The organism is Streptomyces sp. VTCC 41912 (assembly GCF_045799175.1).
In the GTDB taxonomy this organism is placed as follows: domain Bacteria; phylum Actinomycetota; class Actinomycetes; order Streptomycetales; family Streptomycetaceae; genus Streptomyces; species Streptomyces albulus_C.
This window is the reverse complement of record NZ_JBJMAB010000017.1, coordinates 67,557-87,605: the sequence shown is the minus strand read 5'-3', so window position 1 is coordinate 87,605 and position 20,049 is coordinate 67,557. Positions and strand designations below refer to the sequence as shown.

Genomic DNA, 20,049 nt, shown 5'->3' with positions numbered 1-20,049 from the left:
CGTGAGGTGGCGGTCCGGTGGGTGGACGGCGGCTTGGCGGATCGCACACACGGCTCGCGCGGTCGTAGGACCATCACATGAGTCCTGGTCAGGGCCCGTATCCTGGCGGTATGCGATTCCTCAATCCGAAGAACGGCGCCCTCGAAGAGAGTTCTTCGGTGCCCTACGACCTGACCTACGACGATGTGTTCATGGTGCCCAGCCGCTCGTCGGTGGGCTCCCGCCAGGCCGTGGACCTCGCCTCGCGCGACGGCTCCGGCACCACCATCCCGCTCGTGGTCGCCAACATGACGGCGATCGCCGGTCGTCGCATGGCCGAGACCGTGGCCCGCCGCGGTGGTCTGGTCGTCATCCCCCAGGACATCCCGATCGACGTCGTCACCGACGTCGTCACCTGGGTCAAGCAGCGCCACCTGGTGCTGGACACGCCGATCGTGCTGTCCCCGGTCTCGACCGTGGCGGACGCGCTGTCGCTGCTGCCGAAGCGGGCGCACGGCGCGGGCATCGTCGTCGAGGGCGGCCGCCCGATCGGCGTCGTCACCGAGCACGACCTGGCCGGCGTGGACCGCTTCACCCAGGTGTCCGAGGTCATGTCCAAGGACCTGCTGGTCCTGGACGCCGACATCGATCCCCGCGAGGCGTTCAACCGCCTCGACGCCGCCCACCGCAAGCTGGCCCCGGCGGTCGACGCGGACGGCAGGCTGGTCGGCATCCTGACCCGCAAGGGCGCGCTGCGCGCGACCCTCTACAGCCCCGCCACCGACGACGCCGGCAAGCTGCGCATCGCGGCCGCCGTGGGCATCAACGGCGACGTGGCCGGCAAGGCCAAGGCGCTGCTGGAGGCCGGCGTGGACACCCTCGTCGTGGACACCGCGCACGGCCACCAGGAATCGATGATCAGCGCGGTCAAGGCGGTCCGGGCGCTGGACCCGCAGGTCCCGATCGTCGCGGGCAACATCGTCGCCGCCTCCGGCGTGCGCGACCTCATCGAGGCCGGCGCGGACATCATCAAGGTCGGTGTCGGTCCCGGCGCGATGTGCACCACCCGGATGATGACCGGTGTCGGTCGTCCGCAGTTCTCCGCGGTGCTGGAGTGCGCCGCCGAGGCCCGCAAGTACGGCAAGCACGTCTGGGCCGACGGTGGCGTCCGGCACCCGCGCGACGTGGCCATGGCGCTGGCCGCGGGGGCGTCCAACGTCATGATCGGTTCGTGGTTCGCCGGCACCCTGGAGTCGCCGGGCGACCTCCAGCACACCGCCGACGGCCGGCCGTACAAGGAGAGCTTCGGGATGGCCTCGGCGCGTGCGGTGCGCAACCGCACCAGCGAGGAGTCGTCCTACGACCGCGCCCGCAAGGCGCTGTTCGAGGAGGGCATCTCCACCTCCCGGATGTTCGTCGACCAGGCTCGTCCGGGCGTCGAGGACCTGATCGACTCGATCATCGCCGGCGTCCGCAGCTCCTGCACCTACGCCGGCGCCGGCTCCCTGGCGGAGTTCGCCGAGAAGGCCGTGGTCGGCGTCCAGAGCGCCGCCGGTTACGCCGAGGGCAAGCCGCTGCACAACAGCTGGAACTGACCGCCGAGCCGGCTTCCGGCTTCGCACGCGCCGCTCACCGGCCCCGCACCGACCTGGTGCGGGGCCGGTGGCGTTCTGCGGCGACCGGCGTGATTGACTGCAGCGGAGCGCAACATTCCGCCGCCCTTCGCCGCCGTGCGCAACGAACCACCGTGGTTGCGCAAGGATCCTGCATTACGGCAGGTCAACGAGGGGCCGTAGTGTCATGCGCTGTACGTGGAGTGGCGGAGACCGCCTGCTCGGCGGTCTCCTGCTGCAGGGTGGTTCGTCCTGCCTGCCCGACCGCTGCGGTCTTCTCCCCAGAATGTGCCGGAATGTGTCAGTCTGACCGGCAGTGATGAAGGAGCCCCCAGTGTTGGAGAACGGCGCCGTCCCACCCTCAGGGGGCAGCTCTTCCCCGCCGCCCGCCGGCGGACTCGGCGCTCGGTTGATGCGCCGCAAGCCGGTCGAGCGGCTGGTCGCCGAGGGCGGCCAGGGCGAGGGGGGAACGCTCCGCCGCTCCATGGGCGTCTGGCAGCTGACCATGATCAGCATCGGTGCCACGCTCGGCACCGGCATCTTCGTGGTCCTCGGCCAGGCCGTGCCGGACGCCGGCCCGGCGGTCGTGCTCTCGTTCGTCATCGCCGGCATCACGGCCCTGTTCTCCGCGCTCTCCTACGCGGAGCTGGCCGGCACCATCCCGGTCTCCGGCTCGTCCTACTCCTACGCCTACGCCACCCTCGGCGAGCTGATCGCCTGGGTCTGCGGCTGGTGCCTGATCCTGGAGTACGGCGTCTCGGTGGCCGCCGTCGCGGTCGGCTGGGGCCAGTACCTCAACGAGTTCCTCGACGGCACGCTGGGCGTCACCATCCCCGCCGCGCTCTCCGCGCCGCCGGGCCAGGGCGGCTACTTCAACCTGCCCGCGCTCCTGGTCGTGCTGCTGGCGATGGTGTTCCTGCTGGGCGGCGCCCGGGAGAGCGCCCGGGCCAACACCATCATGGTGATCGTCAAGATCCTCACGCTGCTGCTCTTCTGCGGCGTCGCGATCCAGGGCGTGAAGTCCGGCAACTACGCCAACTTCATGCCGATGGGCATGGCGGGGGTCAGCGCCGCCGGCGCCACGCTGTTCTTCTCCTACATCGGCTTCGACGCCGCCTCCACGGCGGGGGAGGAGGCCAAGAACCCGCAGCGCGACCTGCCCCGCGCGATCATGCTGTCGCTGATCATCGTCACCACCCTGTACTGCCTGGTCGCGGCCATCGCGGTGGGCGCCCTGCCGTGGCAGGAGTTCAAGGGCTCGGAGGCGGCGCTGGCCGGGATCCTCAAGACCGTCACCGGTCAGGGCTACTGGTCGGTGCTGCTGGCCTTCGGCGCCGTCGTCGCCATCGCGAGCGTGGTGCTGACCGTGCTCTACGGCCAGACCCGGATCCTGTTCGCGATGTCCCGGGACCGCCTGGTGCCCAAGGTGTTCTCCAAGGTTCACCCCAAGAGCGGCGTCCCCCGGGTGAACACCGTCCTCGTCTCCCTCTTCTGCGGTGTGCTGGCCGCCGCGGTGCCGCTCGGCGAGCTCGCCGACGCCACCAGCATCGGCACGCTCTTCGCGTTCGCGCTGGTCAACGTGGCCGTGATCGTGCTGCGCCGGACCCGGCCGGACATGCCGCGGGCCTTCCGCACGCCGTTCGCGCCGGTCTTCCCGGCGATCGGTTTCCTGCTCTGCCTCTACATGATGGGCAGCCTCGGCCCGGTGACCTGGGTGGTCTTCGGTGTCTGGATGGCGGTCGGCCTTGTGATCTACTTCGGATACGGCATGCGCCGCTCCCGATTGGCCACCGCAGAGAAGTGACCCACCCGCAGTGCGACTGAACGATCTCGACGAACGCATCGTCCACGCCCTCGCCGAGGACGCCCGCCGCAGCTACGCGGACATCGGCCAGGAGGTCGGGCTGTCCGCCCCGGCGGTCAAGCGCCGGGTGGACCGACTGCGGGCGGACGGCGCGATCACCGGATTCACGGTGCGCGTCGACCCCGCCGCCCTCGGCTGGGAGACCGAGGGGTTCATCGAGATCTTCTGCCGCCGCAACACCTCGCCCGACGCGATCCACCGCGGTCTGTCGCGCTATCCCGAAGTGGCGTCCGCCTCCACCGTGACCGGTGAGGCGGACGCCCTCGTGCAGGTCTTCGCGTCCGACATGCGGCATTTCGAGCGGGTACTGGAACGGATCGCCGGCGAACCGTTCGTCGAACGCACCAAGTCCGTCCTGGTCCTCTCCCCGCTGCTGCGCCGCTACGGGGCGGGCGCGCCGAGCTAGGGACGGCTCCTGCGGGTCGGCTGTGCCCGCTGCCGGTGCGCCGGGCGGCCCGGAGGCCGGGCGCCGTGGCCCTAGGCGGCCGCCACCGGGCCCCGGTCCGGCGGCAGGTGCGGCGGGGTGCCCTGCGTCCACGCGATGCGCAGCGCGGACGTGGCGATCCGCCAGCCGTCCGGGGTCCGCACCAGGGTGTTGTCGGCGCGACCGCCCGAGAGGAAGAGGGCCCCGGAGCCGTCCGCCAGGACGTGGGTGCTCAGTTGGGCCCCGTGGACGGTGGCCCGGTCGCCGTCGACGTCGATGACGGGGTTGCCGCCCAGGTGCATGGTGCGGTCGAACAGTGCCATCCCCTCCCGGATCCGCCGCACCACCGCGTCCCGGCCCCGGACGGTGCCGATGGGCATCTCGGCGGTGGCGTCCTCGGTGTAGAAGGCGCGTCCCCACGCCTCGTCGAGGACCCCCTCGTCGAGCGAGCGCAGGTAGCGGTCCAACAGGTCGGTGATGTCGGCGCGGTCGGTGAGGTGCTGGAGCTGTCGTGCCGTGCGGAGCGCGGTGGACTCGGCGGTCGGATCGGTGGTGGCGGCGGTGGCCTCGTTGGGGATCATGCGACGATCCTGCGACCTCAAGTGGACTTGAGGTCAAGGGGTGGCGAGGCGGGCACTTCGGGCGCGGGCGACGGGATGCCGGCGGCGGGCCGCCGGGCCCGGAGCCCGACCGTCACGGCGGCGCCCACGACCAGCACCACGACGGCCGCGATCCGGTAGCCCAGGGCCGCGGCGTCGGCGAACGCGACCGCCGCGGAGGACCCGTGCGCGGTGCCCGTCGCATAGCGCACCGACAGTGCGGTGCCCACCACGGCGATGCCCAGTGCCGCGCCCAACTCCCGTGCCGCGCCCTGGAGTCCGGAGCCCATGCCCGCCTGGTGGGCCGGCACGGACGCCACGATCGCGTGCGACAGCGTCGGCATCGCCAGGCCCGCGCCGGCCGCCAGCACCAGCAGGTACGCCAAGTAGCGCGGGTAGGGGGTGCCGGCGCCCGAGGTGGCGAGCAGCAGCAGGCCGGTGGCTATCAGCACCAGCGCCGCGCCGGCGGTCCGGGCCTCGCCGATCCGCCGGGCCAGGCGCATGCCGTACCGCGTCAGCACCATCATCCCGAACGCCATCGGCACGAGCGCGAAGCCCGTCCGCAGCGGCGAGTAGCCCTTCACGTACTGAAGGAACTGCGCGTTGACGTAGAACAGCGCGAACATCCCGAAGAAGCCGACGGCGATCCCGGCGCTGCCGGCGCGCAGCCGCGGCAGCCGGAACAGCCGGGGGTCCAGCACCGGGTGCGCGGACCTGAGACCGTGGCGCACGAAGACCGCGAGGAGCACCAGAGCCAGCGCGAAGGAGCCGAGCACCGGGGCCGAGGCCCAGCCCAGCCCGGGGCCCTCGATGATGCCGAAGAGCAGCGCGAAGGACCCCGCGACCAGCAGCACCGAGCCCGGCAGGTCCAGCGCCGCGGTCTGTCGCGGCACCCGCGGCGCGGACCGCGCCACCCAGCCGAACAGGATCAGCGCCAGCGGCACGTACCCCCAGAACAGCCCCTGCCAGGGCAGGAATTGGAGGATCAGCGCGCCGCCCGCGTTGCCGGCCATCCCGCCGACGCCCATCGCCGTGCTCCACGCCGCGATCGCGGTGGCCTTCCGGTCGGGCGGGGACGCGTACAGCAGTACCGACATGGTGGCCGGGACCAGGAACGCGGCGCCGGCCCCGGAGACGGCGCGGCCCGCCAGCAGGACGGGGAGGGTCGGTGCGAGGGCGCTCAGCAGCGCGCCGGTGCCGAAGACGGCGAGGCCGGTGAGCAGGGTGCCCTTGCGGCCGAACCGGTCGCCGAGCGCGCCGGCCGGGATCAGCAGCCCGGCGAAGACCAGGACGTAGGTGTCGACGACCCAGAGGAGTTGGGCGGGGGTGGGGTGCAGGTCGCTCGCGGCGATCTTCGGGATGGCCAGGTTCATCGCGGCCACCAGGGACTGGGCCACCAGGACGCCGGCGCACATCGCGGCGGTGACGGAGCGCCGACCGGCGCCCCGGGGCGAGGGGCCGCCGGGCGGCGGCGGTGCTGACGTGGTCATGCCCGGGACGCTAGGGTGCCGTTCAGTTGATCTCAAATGCAAGGTGTGCACTCCATGATTGCGCGAAACGCAAACATCGACTTCAACCTGTTGACCGCCCTGGACGCGCTCCTGGAAGAGGAGAGCGTCACCGCCGCCGCCGACCGGCTCGGGCTCTCCGGACCGGCCATGAGCCGGGCGCTGGGCCGGATCCGCCGGACCATCGGCGACCCGGTCCTGGTCCGGGCCGGCCGCCACATGGTGCCGACGCCCCGCGCACTGGAGATCAAGGCCGAGGTGCGCCGGCTGGTCGAGGCGGCGCAGGGGGTGCTCGCCCCGTCCGCCCCGGCCGATCCGGCGCAGCTCACCCGGGTCTTCGCGCTGCACACCGGCGACCTGTTCGTCACCGCCCTCGGGCCCGCGCTGGTCGCCCGGGTCGCCCGCGAGGCGCCCGGGGTGGTGCTGCGCTTCCTCGGCGAGAGCCACGTCGACGTGCCCGTCCTCCGGGACGGGGCGGCCGACCTGGAACTGGGCGTGATCGACAGCCGCGAGCCGGAGATCCGCACAGCGCGGCTGTACGACGACCACGCGGTCGCGGTCGTCCGCGCGGGCCACCCGCTGACCGACCAGGCACTGACCGCCCGCCGGTTCGCCGCCGCCCCGCACCTCAACTTTTCCCGGCGCGGCCGGCTGACCGGACCCATCGACACCGCGCTGGCCGAACACGGGCTGCGTCGCCGGGTGGTCACCACCGTGCCGACCGTGACGGCGGCGCTGATGATGGTGCGGGACAGCGACGTGGTGGGCATGGTGCCGGCGCGGACCGCGGCCTCGTTGATCCGCGACCTGGGCCTGTGCGCGCTGCCCATCCCGTTGGACCTGCCGCCGATGCCGATGGCGATGGCCTGGCACCCGCGCCAGGACGCCGACCCGGGCCACCGGTGGCTGCGCGGCCTGGTGCGCGCGACGCTGGCCGCCGGGGTGGCCTGAATCACCCCGCCGGTACCCACCCGACCTGGCCGGATGCCCCGTGCAACGAATCGCCGCGGTGGCCCTTGAACGCGCAACGAATCGTTCCTCGGCACGCAACGGTGGCGCCTTGTCCGGAATCGGCAGCGGACCGTACCGTCATTGCGTCCCACCCGAACCGCCACCGCCGAGGGGTCCCATGTCGCCGCTGCACACCGCCCTGCTCCAGAGTTCGGGACGGCCCGGCGACGTCGCGCACAACCTGCGGGTGCTCGCCGACGCGGCCCGCACGGCGGCCGCGACCGGCGCCCGGCTGCTCGCCTGCCCCGAGCTCTTCCTCACCGGCTACGCGATCGGCGGCGACGTGCACCGCCTCGCCGAGCCGGCCGACGGCGACAGCGCCCGGGCGGTGGGCCGGATCGCCGCCGAACACGGCATCGCGGTGCTCTACGGCTACCCCGAGCGCGACCCCGAAGCGGCCGGCACGGTCTACAACGCAGCCCAGCTCGTCGGCCCCGACGGCACGGCGCTCGCCAACTACCGCAAGACCCACCTCTTCGGCTGCTTCGAGCGCGAGTGGTTCACCCCGGGGGAGCGCGCGGTCGTCCAGGCCGAACTGGACGGGATCCGGATCGGCCTGCTGATCTGCTACGACGTGGAGTTCCCGGAGAACGTCCGGGCGCACGCGCTGGCCGGGACCGACCTGCTGCTGGTGCCCACCGCGCAGATGCACCCCTTCCAGATCGTGCCGGAGCAGGTGATCCCGGTGCGTGCCTTCGAGAACCAGCTGTACGTCGCCTACGTCAACCGGGTCGGCGCGGAGGGCGAGTTCGAGTTCGTCGGCCTCAGCTGCCTGGCCGGACCGGACGGCGTCGTGCGCACCCGCGCCGGACGCTCCGAGCAACTGGTGCAGGCCGCGGTCGACCCGGCCTTCCTGAAGGAAGCCCGGGAGAACAACCCCTACCTGCACGACCGGAGGCCGGAGCTCTACACCGACCTCGTCTGACCGGCGCCCGCCGCCTTCGACGGCCCCGCCCGCCCCGTGGCGACGGGCGCCGTCGCGCCCCGGACCGGCCCACCGCGCACGCCCGCGCCCCGGACCGGCCCACCGCGCACGCCCGCGCCCCGGCACGCCCACCCGTGCCCGATACGCCCTGATACGACCGCCCTGCCCGCAAGGAGTCCGCCCCGATGACGTCCACGGTGCCCCCCGCCGTCCCGCACACCACCGCGCAGCCGCCGATCACCATGTTCGGCCCGGACTTCCCCTACGCGTACGACGACTTCCTCGCCCACCCGGCGGGCCTCGGCCAGATCCCGGCGACCGAGCACGGCACCGAGGTCGCCATCGTCGGCGGCGGCCTCTCCGGCATCGTCACCGCGTACGAGCTCATGAAGATGGGCCTCAAGCCCGTCGTCTACGAGGCGGACCAGATAGGCGGCCGGCTGCGCACCGTCGGCTTCGACGGCTGCTCCGCCGCGGCCGACGAGAGCGTGCTCAACTGCGAGCTGGGCGCGATGCGCTTCCCGCCGTCCTCGACGGCGCTCCAGCACTACATCGACCTGGTGGGCCTGACGACCAGGCCGTTCCCCAACCCGCTCGCCGAGTCCACCCCCTCCACCGTCGTCGACCTCAAGGGCGAGTCCCACTACGCGGAGACCGTCGACGACCTGCCCCCGGTCTACCGCCAGGTCGCCGAGGCGTGGAACGCCTGCCTGGAGGAGGGCGCCGACTTCTCCGACATGAACCAGGCGATGCGCGAGCGCGACGTGCCGCGCATCCGCGAGATCTGGGCGAAGCTCGTCGAGAAGCTCGACAACCAGACCTTCTACGGCTTCCTCTGCGACTCCGAGGCGTTCACCTCCTTCCGGCACCGCGAGATCTTCGGCCAGGTCGGCTTCGGCACCGGCGGCTGGGACACCGACTTCCCCAACTCCATCCTGGAGATCCTGCGGGTCGTCTACACCGAGGCCGACGACCACCACCGCGGCATCGTCGGCGGCTCCCAGCAGCTGCCGCTGCGCCTGTGGGAGCGCGAGCCGGCCAAGATCGTGTACTGGGCCCCGGGCACCTCGCTGTCGTCGCTGCACGGCGGCGCCCCCCGGCCGGCCGTCACCCGGCTGCACCGCACCGCCGGCAACCACGTCACCGTCACCGACGCCTCCGGCGACATCCGCTCGTACAAGGCCGTGGTCTTCACCGCGCAGAGCTGGATGCTGCTGTCGAAGATCGACTGCGACGACGACCTGTTCCCGATCGACCACTGGACGGCGATCGAGCGCACCCACTACATGGAGTCCAGCAAGCTCTTCGTGCCCGTGGACCGGCCGTTCTGGCTGGACAAGGCCGTCGACGACGAGGGCAACGAGACGGGCCGCGACGTGATGTCGATGACCCTCACCGACCGCATGACGCGCGGGACGTACCTCCTCGACAACGGACCGGACCAGCCGGCCGTCATCTGCCTCTCCTACACCTGGTGCGACGACAGCCTGAAGTGGCTGCCGCTGTCGGCGAACGAGCGCATGGAGGTCATGCTCAAGTCGCTCGGCGAGATCTACCCGAAGGTCGACATCCGGAAGCACATCATCGGCAACCCGGTGACCGTGTCCTGGGAGAACGAGCCCTACTTCATGGGTGCGTTCAAGGCCAACCTGCCCGGCCACTACCGCTACCAGCGGCGCCTGTTCACCCACTTCATGCAGGAGCTGCTCCCGGAGGACAAGCGCGGCATCTTCCTCGCCGGCGACGACATCTCCTGGACGGCCGGCTGGGCCGAGGGCGCCATCCAGACCGCGCTGAACGCGGTGTGGGGCGTGATGCACCACCTCGGCGGCGGCACCGACGCGGCCAACCCCGGCCCGGGCGACGTCTACGACGCGATCGCGCCGGTGGAGCTCCCGGAGGACTGAGCCCCATACCGGTGGGCGGGCCCGCACGACGCGGGCCCGCCCACCGCCGTCACAGGCCGGCCGCGCGGATGCGGCCGTGGAGTTCGGCGGCCCGGTCGGCCAGCTCCGCGCCGTCGCGGCAGTGCACCTGGAGGTCCACCAGCACCTCCCGCGCCCCGGCGTCCGCGGCACCGGCCAGGTCCGCCAGCACCTGCTCGTGACTGCCGGTGTACGGCGGGCGCCCGGCCTTCGGCAGCGGCGCGTCGGTCAGCTCGACCCCGACCCGCAGCACGACGTCCAGCTCCGCCGCGTCCCGGCCGTGGCGCTCGGCCGCGCCGGTCAGCCGGGCCAGGAGCGGGGCCAGCCGCTCGCCCGTCAGGTGTGCCGGGAGCCAGCCGTCGGCGCGCCGCGCCACCCGGTCCAGGGCCCGGCCGCCGCCCCCGGCGAGGTAGACGGGGATCGGGCGGGCCGGTTTGGGCCCGACCGAGGCCGGGGCGATCTCCGTCCAGCGCCCCCGGTAGGCGACCGGATCGGGTCCCCAGACGGCGGCGCAGACGTCCAACACCTCGTCCAACTGGGCGCCGCGGTCGGCGTACGGGGTGATCCCGGCGGCCCGGTACTCGTCCTGCGACCAGCCCGTTCCCAGCCCCGCCAGCACCCGTCCGCCACTGGCCGCGTCCAGCGACGCCAGCGTCCGGGCGAGCGGGAACGGCGCGTGCAGCCCGGAGACCAGCACGCTGCTGCCCAACCTGACCCGGTCGGTGACGGCGGCGGCCAGCGCGAGGGCCACCAGCGGGTCGGCGCACCGTTGGTAGAAGTCGGGCCAGGGCAGGTCCGGCACGCCGTACAGCCCGTCGAGCGGCGCGCGCGGGAACACCGTCCGCTCGAAGACCCAGACGCTGTCGAAGCCGATGACCTCCGCGGCGCGGGCCACCTCCCGCACCGCGCGCCGCGGATCGTACTGCGGCATCTGGGGCAGCCCCAGTCCCAGTCGTAACGTCATGGGGCGCACCTTACGACGCGGTGCCCGGCGGCGGAACGAAGCCGACGCCGGACGTGGCGGGCCCGCTCCCGCCGCCGCACCGGGCCCGCCGGTTAGCCCAGCGGGGTCAGCAGACAGCGGCCGATCAGCCCGACGCTCGCGTCCAGCCGGTCGGCGAACTCCTCCACCACCTCCGGCAGCCGGCGGACTCCCCACATCATGCGGGCCGCGGCCCAGGCGCCGTCACGGGCCCGGTCCAGGCTCCAGGAGCCGATCAGGTGGGTGAGTGGATCGGCGACGTCCAGGAGGTCGGGGCCGGGCATCAGGGTCTCCCGGATGCCCTCCTCCAGGCCGGTCAGGATCGTGCCGATGCGGTCGAAGTCGCCTTCCAGGGACGGGGGTTCGCAGTCCAGTGCCCGACAGGTGTCCACGACGGCCAGTGCGAGGTCGTGCCCGATGTGGGCGTTGATGCCGGCCAGCGCGAACTGCAGCGGGCGGACCCGGGGATGCCCGCGCAGCTGGAACAGCGGCCGCCAACAGGCCGGCGGTCGCCGCCCGGTGGCGTCGGCGTCCACCGCGGTGAAGTAGCGGCGGGCGAACTGGACGTCCAGCTCGCCGGCGGCCGCCGGGTCCTCGAAGGCGCCGCCCCCCACCCGTTGGGCGACGGCCTCGGTGACGGTCAAGTAGACCCGGTTGAACACGGCCACCCCGTCGTCGGCGGGCAGTGCCCGGTCCAGCGCCCGCATCCGGGCCAGTACGTGCGCCACCCCCGCCTGCTCCGCGGGTCCGGTGGGGCTCGCGGCGCCGTCGGCGGGTCCTGCGGCGGTGCGCTGCGGGCCGTTGCCGCCGTGCTGCTGAAGGGTCGTCATCCGCTCAGCGTGACATCGGGAAGACCTCGAATACGGCGAAGACCATGGCGAGTTGACCGGATCGGCGTAATAATCGGCGCGCCGTCCTGAGGCACTTCCCGTCCGTTGTGCGCCGTGCACTTCCCGCGCTCTCCGTACCGCGGTGATCCGTGCTGCGCATTTCCGGCCGGGCGGCCGACGGCGGAGCAGTCCCCGCTACCTCCCGCACACCCGGCGTCCCTTGAGAAATCAATATCCACTCGGCATCCCAGGAAACGCCGCCTGAACGCGGCGCAGAATTCCGGAGGTTGATCCGTGTCCCGAAGACTTGCCGCCGCGCTGGTCACGCCGCTGCTGGCGGTCTCCGCGCTGGCCGTGGCCGCCGCCCCGGCCCAGGCCGTCCCCGCCGACAAGCCGCAGGTGATGGCCAGCTTCACGCAGACCAGCGCGGCCAGTTACGGCAACTGGCTGGCGGCCCGCAACGCTCAGGGAAAATGGGCCGCCTACGCTTTCGACTGGTCCACCGACTATTGCTCCAAGTCGCCGGACAACCCCTTCGGCTTCCCTTTCAAGCTCTCCTGCGCCCGGCACGACTTCGGCTACCGCAACTACAAGAAGGCGGGCACTTTCGCCGCCAACAAGCCGCGCCTGGACAGTGCCCTGTATGAGGATTTGAAGCGGGTCTGCGCCGGTTATTCCGGCGCGAAGAAGACGTCCTGCAACGGGCTGGCCTGGACGTATTACCAGGCCGTCAAGAAGCTCGGAAAGTAACCGTGGCCACGCTTCGGGGGCGCGGCCCGACCGCCCGCCCGCGCCTCCGGAGCAAGCCCGGGCCCCGCCGGCCGCGGTCGGTGCCCTCGTGCGCGGCGGCTGCACGGCGGACGTCGTGGTGGACGTCGTGGTGGAAGCGGTCGGTGCTGCGGATCGCCGGCCGGTCGCGGTCAAGTTTGTCCTAAAGCCGCGGTTCGGTTATGAATCCCCTCGGCTCTGTGACGTGCAGGGCGTCGCAGAAGTGGAGAGCGTTCATGGTCGGCTTGCGCTGGAAGGTTCACGGGGACGGGCGGCACCTGAAGCCGGGGGAGGTCGTCAAGCCGGGGGAGCGCTTGACGTGGGGACGCACGATCGCGCTGGGCGCGCAGCACGTCGTCTCGATGATCGGCGCGTGCTTCGTCGCCCCGGTCCTCATGGGGTTGGACCCGAGCCTGGCCCTCATGGCCTCGGGCGTCGCCACCGTGCTCTTCCTGGTGGTGACGCGCGGGCGCATCCCGAGCTACCTGGGGTCGTCGCTCTCCTTCGTCGGCGTGTCCGCGGTGATCGCCGGTCAGGGCGGGGACGCCGGCACCCTGACGGGCGCCATGCTCGTCGTCGGCGCCTGTCTGGCGGGCTGCGGCATCGTCATCCACGTCCTCGGGGCCCGGGTGATCCATGCGGTCCTCCCGCCCGTCGTGACGGGTGCCGTCGTGATGCTGATCGGCTTCAACCTGGCACCGGTGACGGCCTCGACCTACTGGCCGCAGGACCAGTGGACGGCCCTGGCGACCATGATGTTCACCGGCCTCGCCCTGGTCGTGCTCCGGGGTTTCTGGTCGCGGGTCGCGATCTTCCTCGGCCTGGTCTTCGGCTACGTGCTGTCGTGGATCCTCGACCGCACCACCGGAATGATCCATGCGGCCAACGGCGCGGGGAAGGTGACCGACCACTGGCGCATCGACTTCTCCGGTGTCCAGAAGGCCGACTGGATCGGGCTGCCGACGTTCCACGCACCGAACTTCTCGGCCTCCGCCGTGTTGGTGGCGCTCCCGGTCCTGGTGGCCCTCGTCGCGGAGAACACCGGGCACGTCAAGGCGGTCGGGGAGATGACCGGTGACGACCTGGACGACAAGATGGGGCTGGCCATCGTCGCCGACGGCACGGCAACGGTCCTGTCGACGGCGGTCGGCGGTCCTGCCACGACGACGTACGCCGAGAACATCGGGGTGATGGCGGCGACCCGGGTCTACTCCACCGCGGCCTACTGGGCGGCGGCCGGCTTCGCCGTCCTCTTCGGCCTGTGCCCGAAGTTCGGCGCGGTGGTCGCCGCGATCCCCGGCGGGGTGCTCGGCGGCATCACGGTCATCCTCTACGGCATGATCGGCTTGCTGGGCGCGCAGATCTGGATCCGGAACAAGGTCGACTTCACCGTTCCGTTGAACCTCATTCCCGCCGCGGCCGGCATCATCATCGCGATCGGCGGCGTCTCGCTGAAGTTCACGGAGCACTTCGAACTCAGTGGCATCGCACTGGGCACGCTCATCGTGCTGACCGGCTATCACGGGCTGCGCTGGCTCTCCCAGGCGGCCGGCCAGGGCCGCATGCCCCTGCTGGACGCGGGGACCAGCGACTACGACAGTTCCGCCGACCGCAACGACCGATAGGAGACGGACGATGACCCGCGAGGAGTCGGACCGGACCGGATACCGGGAGGTCGCGGCGCGCATCCGCGCCGACGTGGAGGCCGGCGTCTGGCCGACCGGCCGGCCGATCCCCGGCATCGACCGGCTGAAGGACCGCTACGAAGTGGCTCGCCAGACGACCAACCGCGCGGTCCAGCACCTGGTGTCGGAGGGGCTGCTGTACAGCGAGGGGCGCCGCGGCACGTTCATCCGCCCCGCGGCCCCCGCCCGGACGGTGGCCCGGGACCGGCACGTCCGCCGCGACGCGCGGGGCTACTTCTTCGGCCCGAACGCGGCGGAGTGGCGCGGCGTCGGCACCCCGACGCAGGAAGTGGGCCCGCCGCCGGCCGACGCGGCGGAGCTGCTCGGCGTCGCCGCGGGCGAACCCGTGCTGATCAGGGACCGCGCCATCGGCCCGCCGGACGCCTCCCACCCCTGGCAACTGGCGACGTCCTACCTCCCGATGACGCTCGTCGACCGGCTCCCGGTCCTCGGTGCGGACGAGACCGGGCCCGGGGGCATCTACGACCGGATCGAAGAGCACTTCGGCGCCGCGCTCTCCTGGGAGGAGACGGTGGCCGCCCGGCCGGCCGACGACCACGAGCAGCGGCACCTGCGGATCGGGGCCGGCCTGCCGGTCCTGGTGGTCACGCGGGTGTCCCGGGTCGGGGAGCAGGTCGTGGAGGTGAACCGCACCCGCATGTCCGCCGATCGCTTCACCGTGACGTATGCGGTGGCGCGCGACGAGCAGACCGCGCGCTGGCCGCGCGCGGGCGGGCGGGACTAGGGCGGGTCCGACGGGTCGGGGCCGGATCGGCGGGACCGCGGCCCGGCGGGCGTCGCCCCGCCACCCGTCGGCCTGCTACTCCACCGCGTACAGGAGCCGGTACTCCGCCCCGTCCGCCCGGAAGCGCAGACTGCGCTCGCCGGGCGTGTCCGTGATCCACTGCTCCCCGAGTCCGCCGCCCCCGCCCGGGGTGCCGGTCTCCCCGAGGGAGACGGCGATCGTCCCCGTGAAGTCGCAGTCGTACTTCACGGTGTACATCCGGTCTCCCAGCACCGTTCCGTTCCAGACGGTGCCGCGGTCCTGGACGACGAGCCGCTGCTCGTCGAAGCCGCCCCAGCCCTCAGTCGTGACGCACGTGAGCTTCTCCAGATACAGCTTGGCCATGCCGTCCCCTGTGAACGATCCTTCTCGACCCTGCACATCCTGTCGATCGGCAATAAACGATCACTAAACGAACGGGCGCGGCGACGGTCTCGTTAGGCTCCGATGCCATGGGCTTCACGGTGATCGCTCGCGTCAGCATGGGCTATGCCCTCGTCCTGGTGTCCCTCTTCACCCTGGTCGTCATCGGCTCCCTGTTCGTGGCACGGGACGCCCTGCTCTCCGACTACCCGCCCGCGATCAGGGAGCGGTACGGGACGCAGAGCGCACGCGGCCGGCGGACCGCGGCGGTGGCCGGCCTGCTGAACCTCGCGCTGTTCATCGCCGTTCCGGTGGTCGGCGTGCTGGACCTGCACGACCGGACCGAGGGACGCCTGGGCTTCCTGCCGCCGTTCGTCCTGGGGGCCACCGGCTTCCTCGCCCTGACCCTGTTCGACCTGCTGGTCATCGACTGGCTGCTGTTCTGCACCGTGCGGCCGCGCTTCATGGTGCTCCCCGGCACCGAGGGCATGCCGGAATACCGTGACCTCGCCTTCCACGCCAAGGTGCTGGTCCCCCGCCCCGTTCCCTGGCCGCTCCTGGCCGTCCCCGGCTACGGGGCGCTGGTGGGAGGGCTGGCCTGGCTCGTCGAGACCGTGACCGCCTGAGGGGCCGGGTGCGGCGGGCGGTGCGGCGGCGGGGGCCTCGTCGGGGACCGTCGTGCACGGGCGGACGCAAACCATTCTAAGCAGCCGCTTACTATGGCTCGGGCTCGTCGCGCCGGACCGTCGGCGCCGCCCGCACCGGACCACCCACTCGGAATTCCCAGGAGCACCACCCGTGACCGTCGAACCCCTCCAGGCCGCCGCCCCCGTCCCCTACGGGCAACTGGTCCCCGTCACCGTCCACTTCGACGACCTCGACGCGCTCGGCATGCTCCACAACTCCCGCTACCCGCTGCTCGCCGAACGCGCCTGGGCGGAGTACTGGCACGGCCTCGGCTTCGGCTTCGACGGTGACTGGGCGACCGCGGGCGACATGTGCAACGTCATCAAGGAGATGAAGGTCTCCTACGAGCGCCCGGTCACCCGCGCCGGCCACTACGCCGCGCACCTGTGGGTCGAACGCCTCGGCCGCACCAGCCTGACCTACGGCTTCCGGCTCTGCTGCGCCGACGGCACCGAGACCCACGCCCAGGGCCACCGCGTGCTGGTCCGCGTCGACCCGCAGACCCTGCGCCCCACCCCGTGGTCGGACCGGGCCCGGACGATCGCCGCGGACCTGCTCCGGCCGGAGCAGGCGGACGACGAGGCCGCCGCGGCCTGAGCCGCGGCGCTCAGGAGCGTTCCAGGCCGCTGCCGCGGTCGGCGGGTGCCGGCGCGCCCGTCGACGCCGTCCGGGCCGGCACCCGCAGCACCCGGGCCCCTGCCACCAGGCCGCAGGTCAACACCGCCACCAGGGCGAACGAGCCGGTCAGGGACGTCGCCTGGGCGATTCCGCCGATCGCGGAGGGGGCGATCAGCCCGGAGGTGTAGGTGATCGTGGCCACCCCGGCGATGGCCTGGCTGGGGGCCGGGCCGCTGTGCCCGGCCGCCGCGAACGCCAGCGGAACCACCACCGCGATGCCCAGGCCGACCAGGCCGAAGCCGGCCAGTGCCGGCGCCGGATGGCCGGCGGTGACGATCAGCAGCCCGCCGACGGTGGCCAGCACCCCGCCCGCCCGGACCGTGCGCACCGGGCCGAAGCGGGCCACCACCCTGTCCCCGGCCAGTCGCGCGACCGCCATGGTGCAGGAGAACGCGGTGGTGGAGGCGGCCGCCAGCCCCGCGTCCGTGCCCAACCGGTCGCGGAGGTAGACCGCCGACCAGTCCAACGAGGCGCCCTCGGCGAACACCGCGCAGAACCCTATGACGCCGATGACCAGCGCCGAGCGGGGCGGCAGCGCGAAGCGCGGCGGCGGATGCTCCTCGGGGCCGCTGCGCAGGTCCAGTACGCCCTGGCAGGCGAGCGCCCCGAGCACGGTCAACACCAGTGCGGCGCCGGCCAGATGGAGCCGGGCGTCGGTGCCGCTGTGCGCGGCGACGGTGCCGACCGCCGAGCCGAGCAGCGCGCCCAGGCTCCACATGCCGTGCAGCCCGGACATGATCGGCTTCCCCCACCGGTCCTCGGTCTCCACGCCCAGTGCGTTCATCGCCACGTCCGCCGTGCCCGAGGTGCCGCCGTAGACCAAGAGCGCGCCGCACAGCACGAGGAGGTTGGGGGAGAGGGCGGGCAGCGCCAGCGACAGGGTCCACAGGGCGAGCAGGGCGCGCAGCGCCGTGCGGGCGCCGAAACGGTGGCTGATCCGGCCGGCCAGCGGCATCGCCAGCGACGCGCCGATCGCCGGGAAGGCGAGGGCCAGCCCGAGTTGACCCGGTGGGATCTGGGTGTGGTCCTGGATCCAGGGGATGCGGGTGGCGAAGTTTCCGGTGACCGATCCGTGGACGAGGAACACCGCGGCGATCGCCCAACGGGCACGGCGCAGCCGGTGGTCGGGAAGCGGGGGCAGCGGGGCGCGGGGGGTGGCGTCGGGAACGCCGTGGCCAGCCATGGCCGGTAAACTATCAGGAACCCTGCCTGATAATAAGAGTGACGGCTCGTCAGGATGGAAGAATCCAGCCATGCATGCACCGCTCGCGGCAGCCGCCGGCCGTACCGCCTCCCCGGCCACCGCCCGGCTCATCAACGACCGACTGGCCCTCCAACTCCTCCAGTCCGAGGGCCCTTTGACGGCAGGTCAACTCAAGAACCTGACCGGACTGTCCCGCCCCACCGTCGCGGACCTCGTCGACCGCCTCCAGGCCGCCGGACTGGTCGCCGTGGTCGGTGAGAGCGGTGCCCAGCGCCGCGGCCCCAACGCCCGGCTCTACGGGATCGTCGCCGACCGCGCCCACCTGCTCGGCCTCGACCTGCGCACCGGCACCCTCACGGTGGCGGTCGCCGACCTCCTCGGCCGGGTGCGGGCCGAACGCACCGTGCCGGTCGGCGCGCCCGCCGCCGACCGGCCGGCCGCCACCCCGGCAGACACCACCGCAGCGGCCCTCGCCACCGCGCTCGCCGCCGTCGACGCGACGCTCGCGGAGGCCGGGGCCGGCGCTGCGCACGCCCTCGCCATCGGCGCGCCCGGCCTGGTCGACCCGGTCACCGGGCGGCTCGGCGGCTCCGCCCCCACCTGGCACGCCGCGCTGATCGGCGCCCTGCGCGAGCGCGGGACCGGCACCCTGCTGCTGGAGAACGAGGTCAACCTCGCCGCCCTCGCCGAACAGCGCGACGGCGCCGCCCGCGACCGCGACACCTTCGTCCTGCTCTGGCTCGGCCACGGCACCGGCGCCGCCGTGGTCCTGGACGGCGCGGTGCGGCGCGGCGCCTCCGGCGGCGCCGGCGAGATCGGCTTCCTGCCCGTCCCGGGCACCGGCGGACTGCCCTCCGCCACCGGCTGCGACGGCGGCTTCCACTCCCTGGCCGGCTCCGCCGCGATCAGTCGGCTCGCCGCGGAACACGGCCGCCCGGCGCCCCCCGCCGACGGCCCGGAACGCACCGACGCCCCGCCCGCCGAAGCCCTGGTCCGCAACGCGGTGGCCGCGGGCGACGCCGCTGCCGGCTTCCTCGACGACCTGGCCGCCCGGATCGCCCTCGGCGTGTCGGGCGTGTGCGCGGTGCTCGATCCCGGGTGCGTCGTGCTCGGCGGCGAGATCGGCCGGGCCGGCGGCGCGCCGCTCGCCGAGCGCGTCGCCGACCACCTCGCCCGGCTCTCCCCGCTGCGCACCGACGTCCGGGCCGGCACGGTCGGCGGCCGGGCGGTGCTGCGCGGCGCGGTGCTCGCCGCCCGGGACGCCGCGCAGGACGACCTGTTCGGCCCCGCCGGCTGAACCCGCCGGGACCGGCCCGGGCCCCGTCGCGCCCCGGGCCCGCGCCGGCCACCGGCTCACCCGCGGGTCCGGGCCGCCAGGAACTCCCCGTAGGTGCGACGGCCCACCGCGTGCTCGGGCGTGAGGTTCTCGCCGCGCCGCAGCGCAGCGACCGTCGGGCCGGGCAGCCACACCGGCAGCGGCAGCCGACGCCGCCCGCCGGCCCGCAGCGTCATCCGGACCACCTCGTCGGCCGTCAGCACCTCGGGCCCGCCCACGTCGGCGACCCGCCCGGCCGGCCCGAGCAGCGCCAACTCGGCGAGCCGGTCGGCCACTTCGCCGGAGTCCACCGGCTGGAAGCGGATCCCCGCGGGCACCGGGAGGACCGGCGAACGGGCCCCCGTCCTGACCAGGTGCAGCAGCAGGTCGTGGAACTGCGTCGTCCGCAGCACCGTGAAGCCGATCCCGGACTCCGCCACCAGCCGCTCCACCGCGAGCTTGGCGCGGTAGTAGCGCAGCGGGATCCGGTCCACGCCGACGATCGAGATGTAGACCAGGTGCCGGACGCCGGCTCCGCGCGCCGCTTCGACGAGCCGTCCGGCCGCCTCCGCGTCGCCGCCGGCGAGGGTGGAGGCGCAGTGCACGACCGTGCCCACGCCCGCCACCGCCTCCGCCAGCCCGGTGCCGTCCCGCAGGTCGACCGCGTACGACCGCGGGCGGGGGCGCGCGACCCCGGTGTGCGGGTGGCGGCTCAGCGACCGCACGCCGTGGCCGGCGGCCAGCAGTCGGTCGACCACGGCGCGCCCGAGGGTGCCCGTGCCGCCGGTGACCAGGATCTCCGTCGTGTCCGTCATTGCGGACCCTCCTTGCATGCGGGGAGAAAAGGCAGAAAAGCAGAAAGGGGAGAGAAGGGAGGGAAGGGGAGGTGGGGGTACCGACCCATG

General features: G+C 73.1%; 19 protein-coding genes. 12 read left to right on the top strand and 7 right to left on the bottom strand.

Going from position 1 to position 20,049, the window contains the following annotated elements:
* Positions 1–110 precede the first annotated feature (110 nt).
* The 3 genes from ACJ6WD_RS23290 to ACJ6WD_RS23280 all read left to right on the top strand — a co-directional run bounded on the left by ACJ6WD_RS23290 (position 111) and on the right by ACJ6WD_RS23280 (position 3,862).
* Positions 111–1,574 carry a GuaB1 family IMP dehydrogenase-related protein gene (locus tag ACJ6WD_RS23290; protein WP_233659740.1) on the top strand — a complete coding sequence of 488 codons (1,464 nt, stop codon included), beginning with the start codon at positions 111–113 and terminating at the stop codon, positions 1,572–1,574.
* 352 nt (positions 1,575–1,926) lie between these two features.
* Positions 1,927–3,396 (top strand): amino acid permease, encoded by a 1,470-nt coding sequence (locus tag ACJ6WD_RS23285; protein WP_233659741.1) that lies wholly within the window; start codon positions 1,927–1,929, stop codon positions 3,394–3,396.
* 10 nt (positions 3,397–3,406) lie between these two features.
* Positions 3,407–3,862 carry an Lrp/AsnC family transcriptional regulator gene (locus tag ACJ6WD_RS23280; protein WP_016570648.1) on the top strand — a complete coding sequence of 152 codons (456 nt, stop codon included), beginning with the start codon at positions 3,407–3,409 and terminating at the stop codon, positions 3,860–3,862.
* 71 nt (positions 3,863–3,933) lie between these two features.
* On the opposite strand, the gene ACJ6WD_RS23275 is transcribed toward ACJ6WD_RS23280, so the two are convergent.
* Together ACJ6WD_RS23275 and ACJ6WD_RS23270 are read right to left on the bottom strand one after the other, a co-directional pair.
* Positions 3,934–4,461: a nuclear transport factor 2 family protein gene (locus tag ACJ6WD_RS23275; RefSeq protein ID WP_407616432.1), complete on the bottom strand. Its 528-nt coding sequence runs from the start codon at positions 4,459–4,461 to the stop codon at positions 3,934–3,936.
* Between the two features lie 17 nt (positions 4,462–4,478).
* Entirely contained in the window at positions 4,479–5,969 is a 1,491-nt protein-coding gene (locus tag ACJ6WD_RS23270; protein ID WP_407616431.1) for an MFS transporter, read from the bottom strand.
* A gap of 54 nt (positions 5,970–6,023) precedes the next feature.
* Between ACJ6WD_RS23270 and ACJ6WD_RS23265 the strand changes: the two genes are divergently transcribed.
* From ACJ6WD_RS23265 to ACJ6WD_RS23255, 3 genes are all read left to right on the top strand, one after another.
* Complete coding sequence (locus ACJ6WD_RS23265; protein ID WP_233659744.1) at positions 6,024–6,938, top strand: LysR family transcriptional regulator; 915 nt, start codon at positions 6,024–6,026, stop codon at positions 6,936–6,938.
* A gap of 178 nt (positions 6,939–7,116) precedes the next feature.
* Positions 7,117–7,923, top strand: a complete 807-nt coding sequence (locus tag ACJ6WD_RS23260) for a carbon-nitrogen hydrolase family protein (protein WP_407616430.1) — start codon at positions 7,117–7,119, stop codon at positions 7,921–7,923.
* Between the two features lie 185 nt (positions 7,924–8,108).
* The gene (locus tag ACJ6WD_RS23255; protein ID WP_407616429.1) at positions 8,109–9,830 is read left to right on the top strand and encodes a flavin monoamine oxidase family protein; all 1,722 of its coding nucleotides are present in this window, start codon (positions 8,109–8,111) and stop codon (positions 9,828–9,830) included.
* 49 nt (positions 9,831–9,879) lie between these two features.
* Here the strand turns inward: ACJ6WD_RS23255 and ACJ6WD_RS23250 are convergent, their stop codons facing one another.
* Positions 9,880–10,812: a TIGR03619 family F420-dependent LLM class oxidoreductase gene (locus tag ACJ6WD_RS23250; protein WP_376442621.1), complete on the bottom strand. Its 933-nt coding sequence runs from the start codon at positions 10,810–10,812 to the stop codon at positions 9,880–9,882.
* A gap of 92 nt (positions 10,813–10,904) precedes the next feature.
* The gene (locus ACJ6WD_RS23245) at positions 10,905–11,558 is read right to left on the bottom strand and encodes a DUF5995 family protein (RefSeq protein WP_103377441.1); all 654 of its coding nucleotides are present in this window, start codon (positions 11,556–11,558) and stop codon (positions 10,905–10,907) included.
* Between the two features lie 396 nt (positions 11,559–11,954).
* Between ACJ6WD_RS23245 and ACJ6WD_RS23240 the strand changes: the two genes are divergently transcribed.
* From ACJ6WD_RS23240 to ACJ6WD_RS23230, 3 genes are all read left to right on the top strand, one after another.
* On the top strand, positions 11,955–12,410 hold the full coding sequence (locus ACJ6WD_RS23240; RefSeq protein ID WP_055582141.1) for a phospholipase: 456 nt from the start codon (positions 11,955–11,957) through the stop codon (positions 12,408–12,410).
* Positions 12,411–12,664: 254 nt separating this feature from the next.
* Positions 12,665–14,053 carry a uracil-xanthine permease family protein gene (locus ACJ6WD_RS23235; protein ID WP_016573809.1) on the top strand — a complete coding sequence of 463 codons (1,389 nt, stop codon included), beginning with the start codon at positions 12,665–12,667 and terminating at the stop codon, positions 14,051–14,053.
* 10 nt (positions 14,054–14,063) lie between these two features.
* Positions 14,064–14,858, top strand: coding sequence for a GntR family transcriptional regulator (locus ACJ6WD_RS23230; protein WP_331247215.1), 795 nt, complete (start codon positions 14,064–14,066; stop codon positions 14,856–14,858).
* Between the two features lie 75 nt (positions 14,859–14,933).
* On the opposite strand, the gene ACJ6WD_RS23225 is transcribed toward ACJ6WD_RS23230, so the two are convergent.
* Complete coding sequence (locus ACJ6WD_RS23225; protein WP_016573807.1) at positions 14,934–15,242, bottom strand: hypothetical protein; 309 nt, start codon at positions 15,240–15,242, stop codon at positions 14,934–14,936.
* Positions 15,243–15,349: 107 nt separating this feature from the next.
* Between ACJ6WD_RS23225 and ACJ6WD_RS23220 the strand changes: the two genes are divergently transcribed.
* Both ACJ6WD_RS23220 and ACJ6WD_RS23215 read left to right on the top strand, forming a co-directional pair.
* On the top strand, positions 15,350–15,886 hold the full coding sequence (locus ACJ6WD_RS23220) for a hypothetical protein (protein WP_233659749.1): 537 nt from the start codon (positions 15,350–15,352) through the stop codon (positions 15,884–15,886).
* 172 nt (positions 15,887–16,058) lie between these two features.
* Positions 16,059–16,544, top strand: a complete 486-nt coding sequence (locus ACJ6WD_RS23215) for an acyl-CoA thioesterase (protein ID WP_407616428.1) — start codon at positions 16,059–16,061, stop codon at positions 16,542–16,544.
* 10 nt (positions 16,545–16,554) lie between these two features.
* Here ACJ6WD_RS23215 and ACJ6WD_RS23210 read toward each other — a convergent pair whose 3' ends face one another.
* The gene (locus tag ACJ6WD_RS23210; RefSeq protein ID WP_233659750.1) at positions 16,555–17,808 is read right to left on the bottom strand and encodes an MFS transporter; all 1,254 of its coding nucleotides are present in this window, start codon (positions 17,806–17,808) and stop codon (positions 16,555–16,557) included.
* 70 nt (positions 17,809–17,878) lie between these two features.
* Between ACJ6WD_RS23210 and ACJ6WD_RS23205 the strand changes: the two genes are divergently transcribed.
* Entirely contained in the window at positions 17,879–19,126 is a 1,248-nt protein-coding gene (locus ACJ6WD_RS23205) for an ROK family transcriptional regulator (RefSeq protein WP_331247213.1), read from the top strand.
* 56 nt (positions 19,127–19,182) lie between these two features.
* Here ACJ6WD_RS23205 and ACJ6WD_RS23200 read toward each other — a convergent pair whose 3' ends face one another.
* Entirely contained in the window at positions 19,183–19,959 is a 777-nt protein-coding gene (locus tag ACJ6WD_RS23200; RefSeq protein ID WP_233659752.1) for an SDR family oxidoreductase, read from the bottom strand.
* Positions 19,960–20,049: the final 90 nt, after the last annotated feature.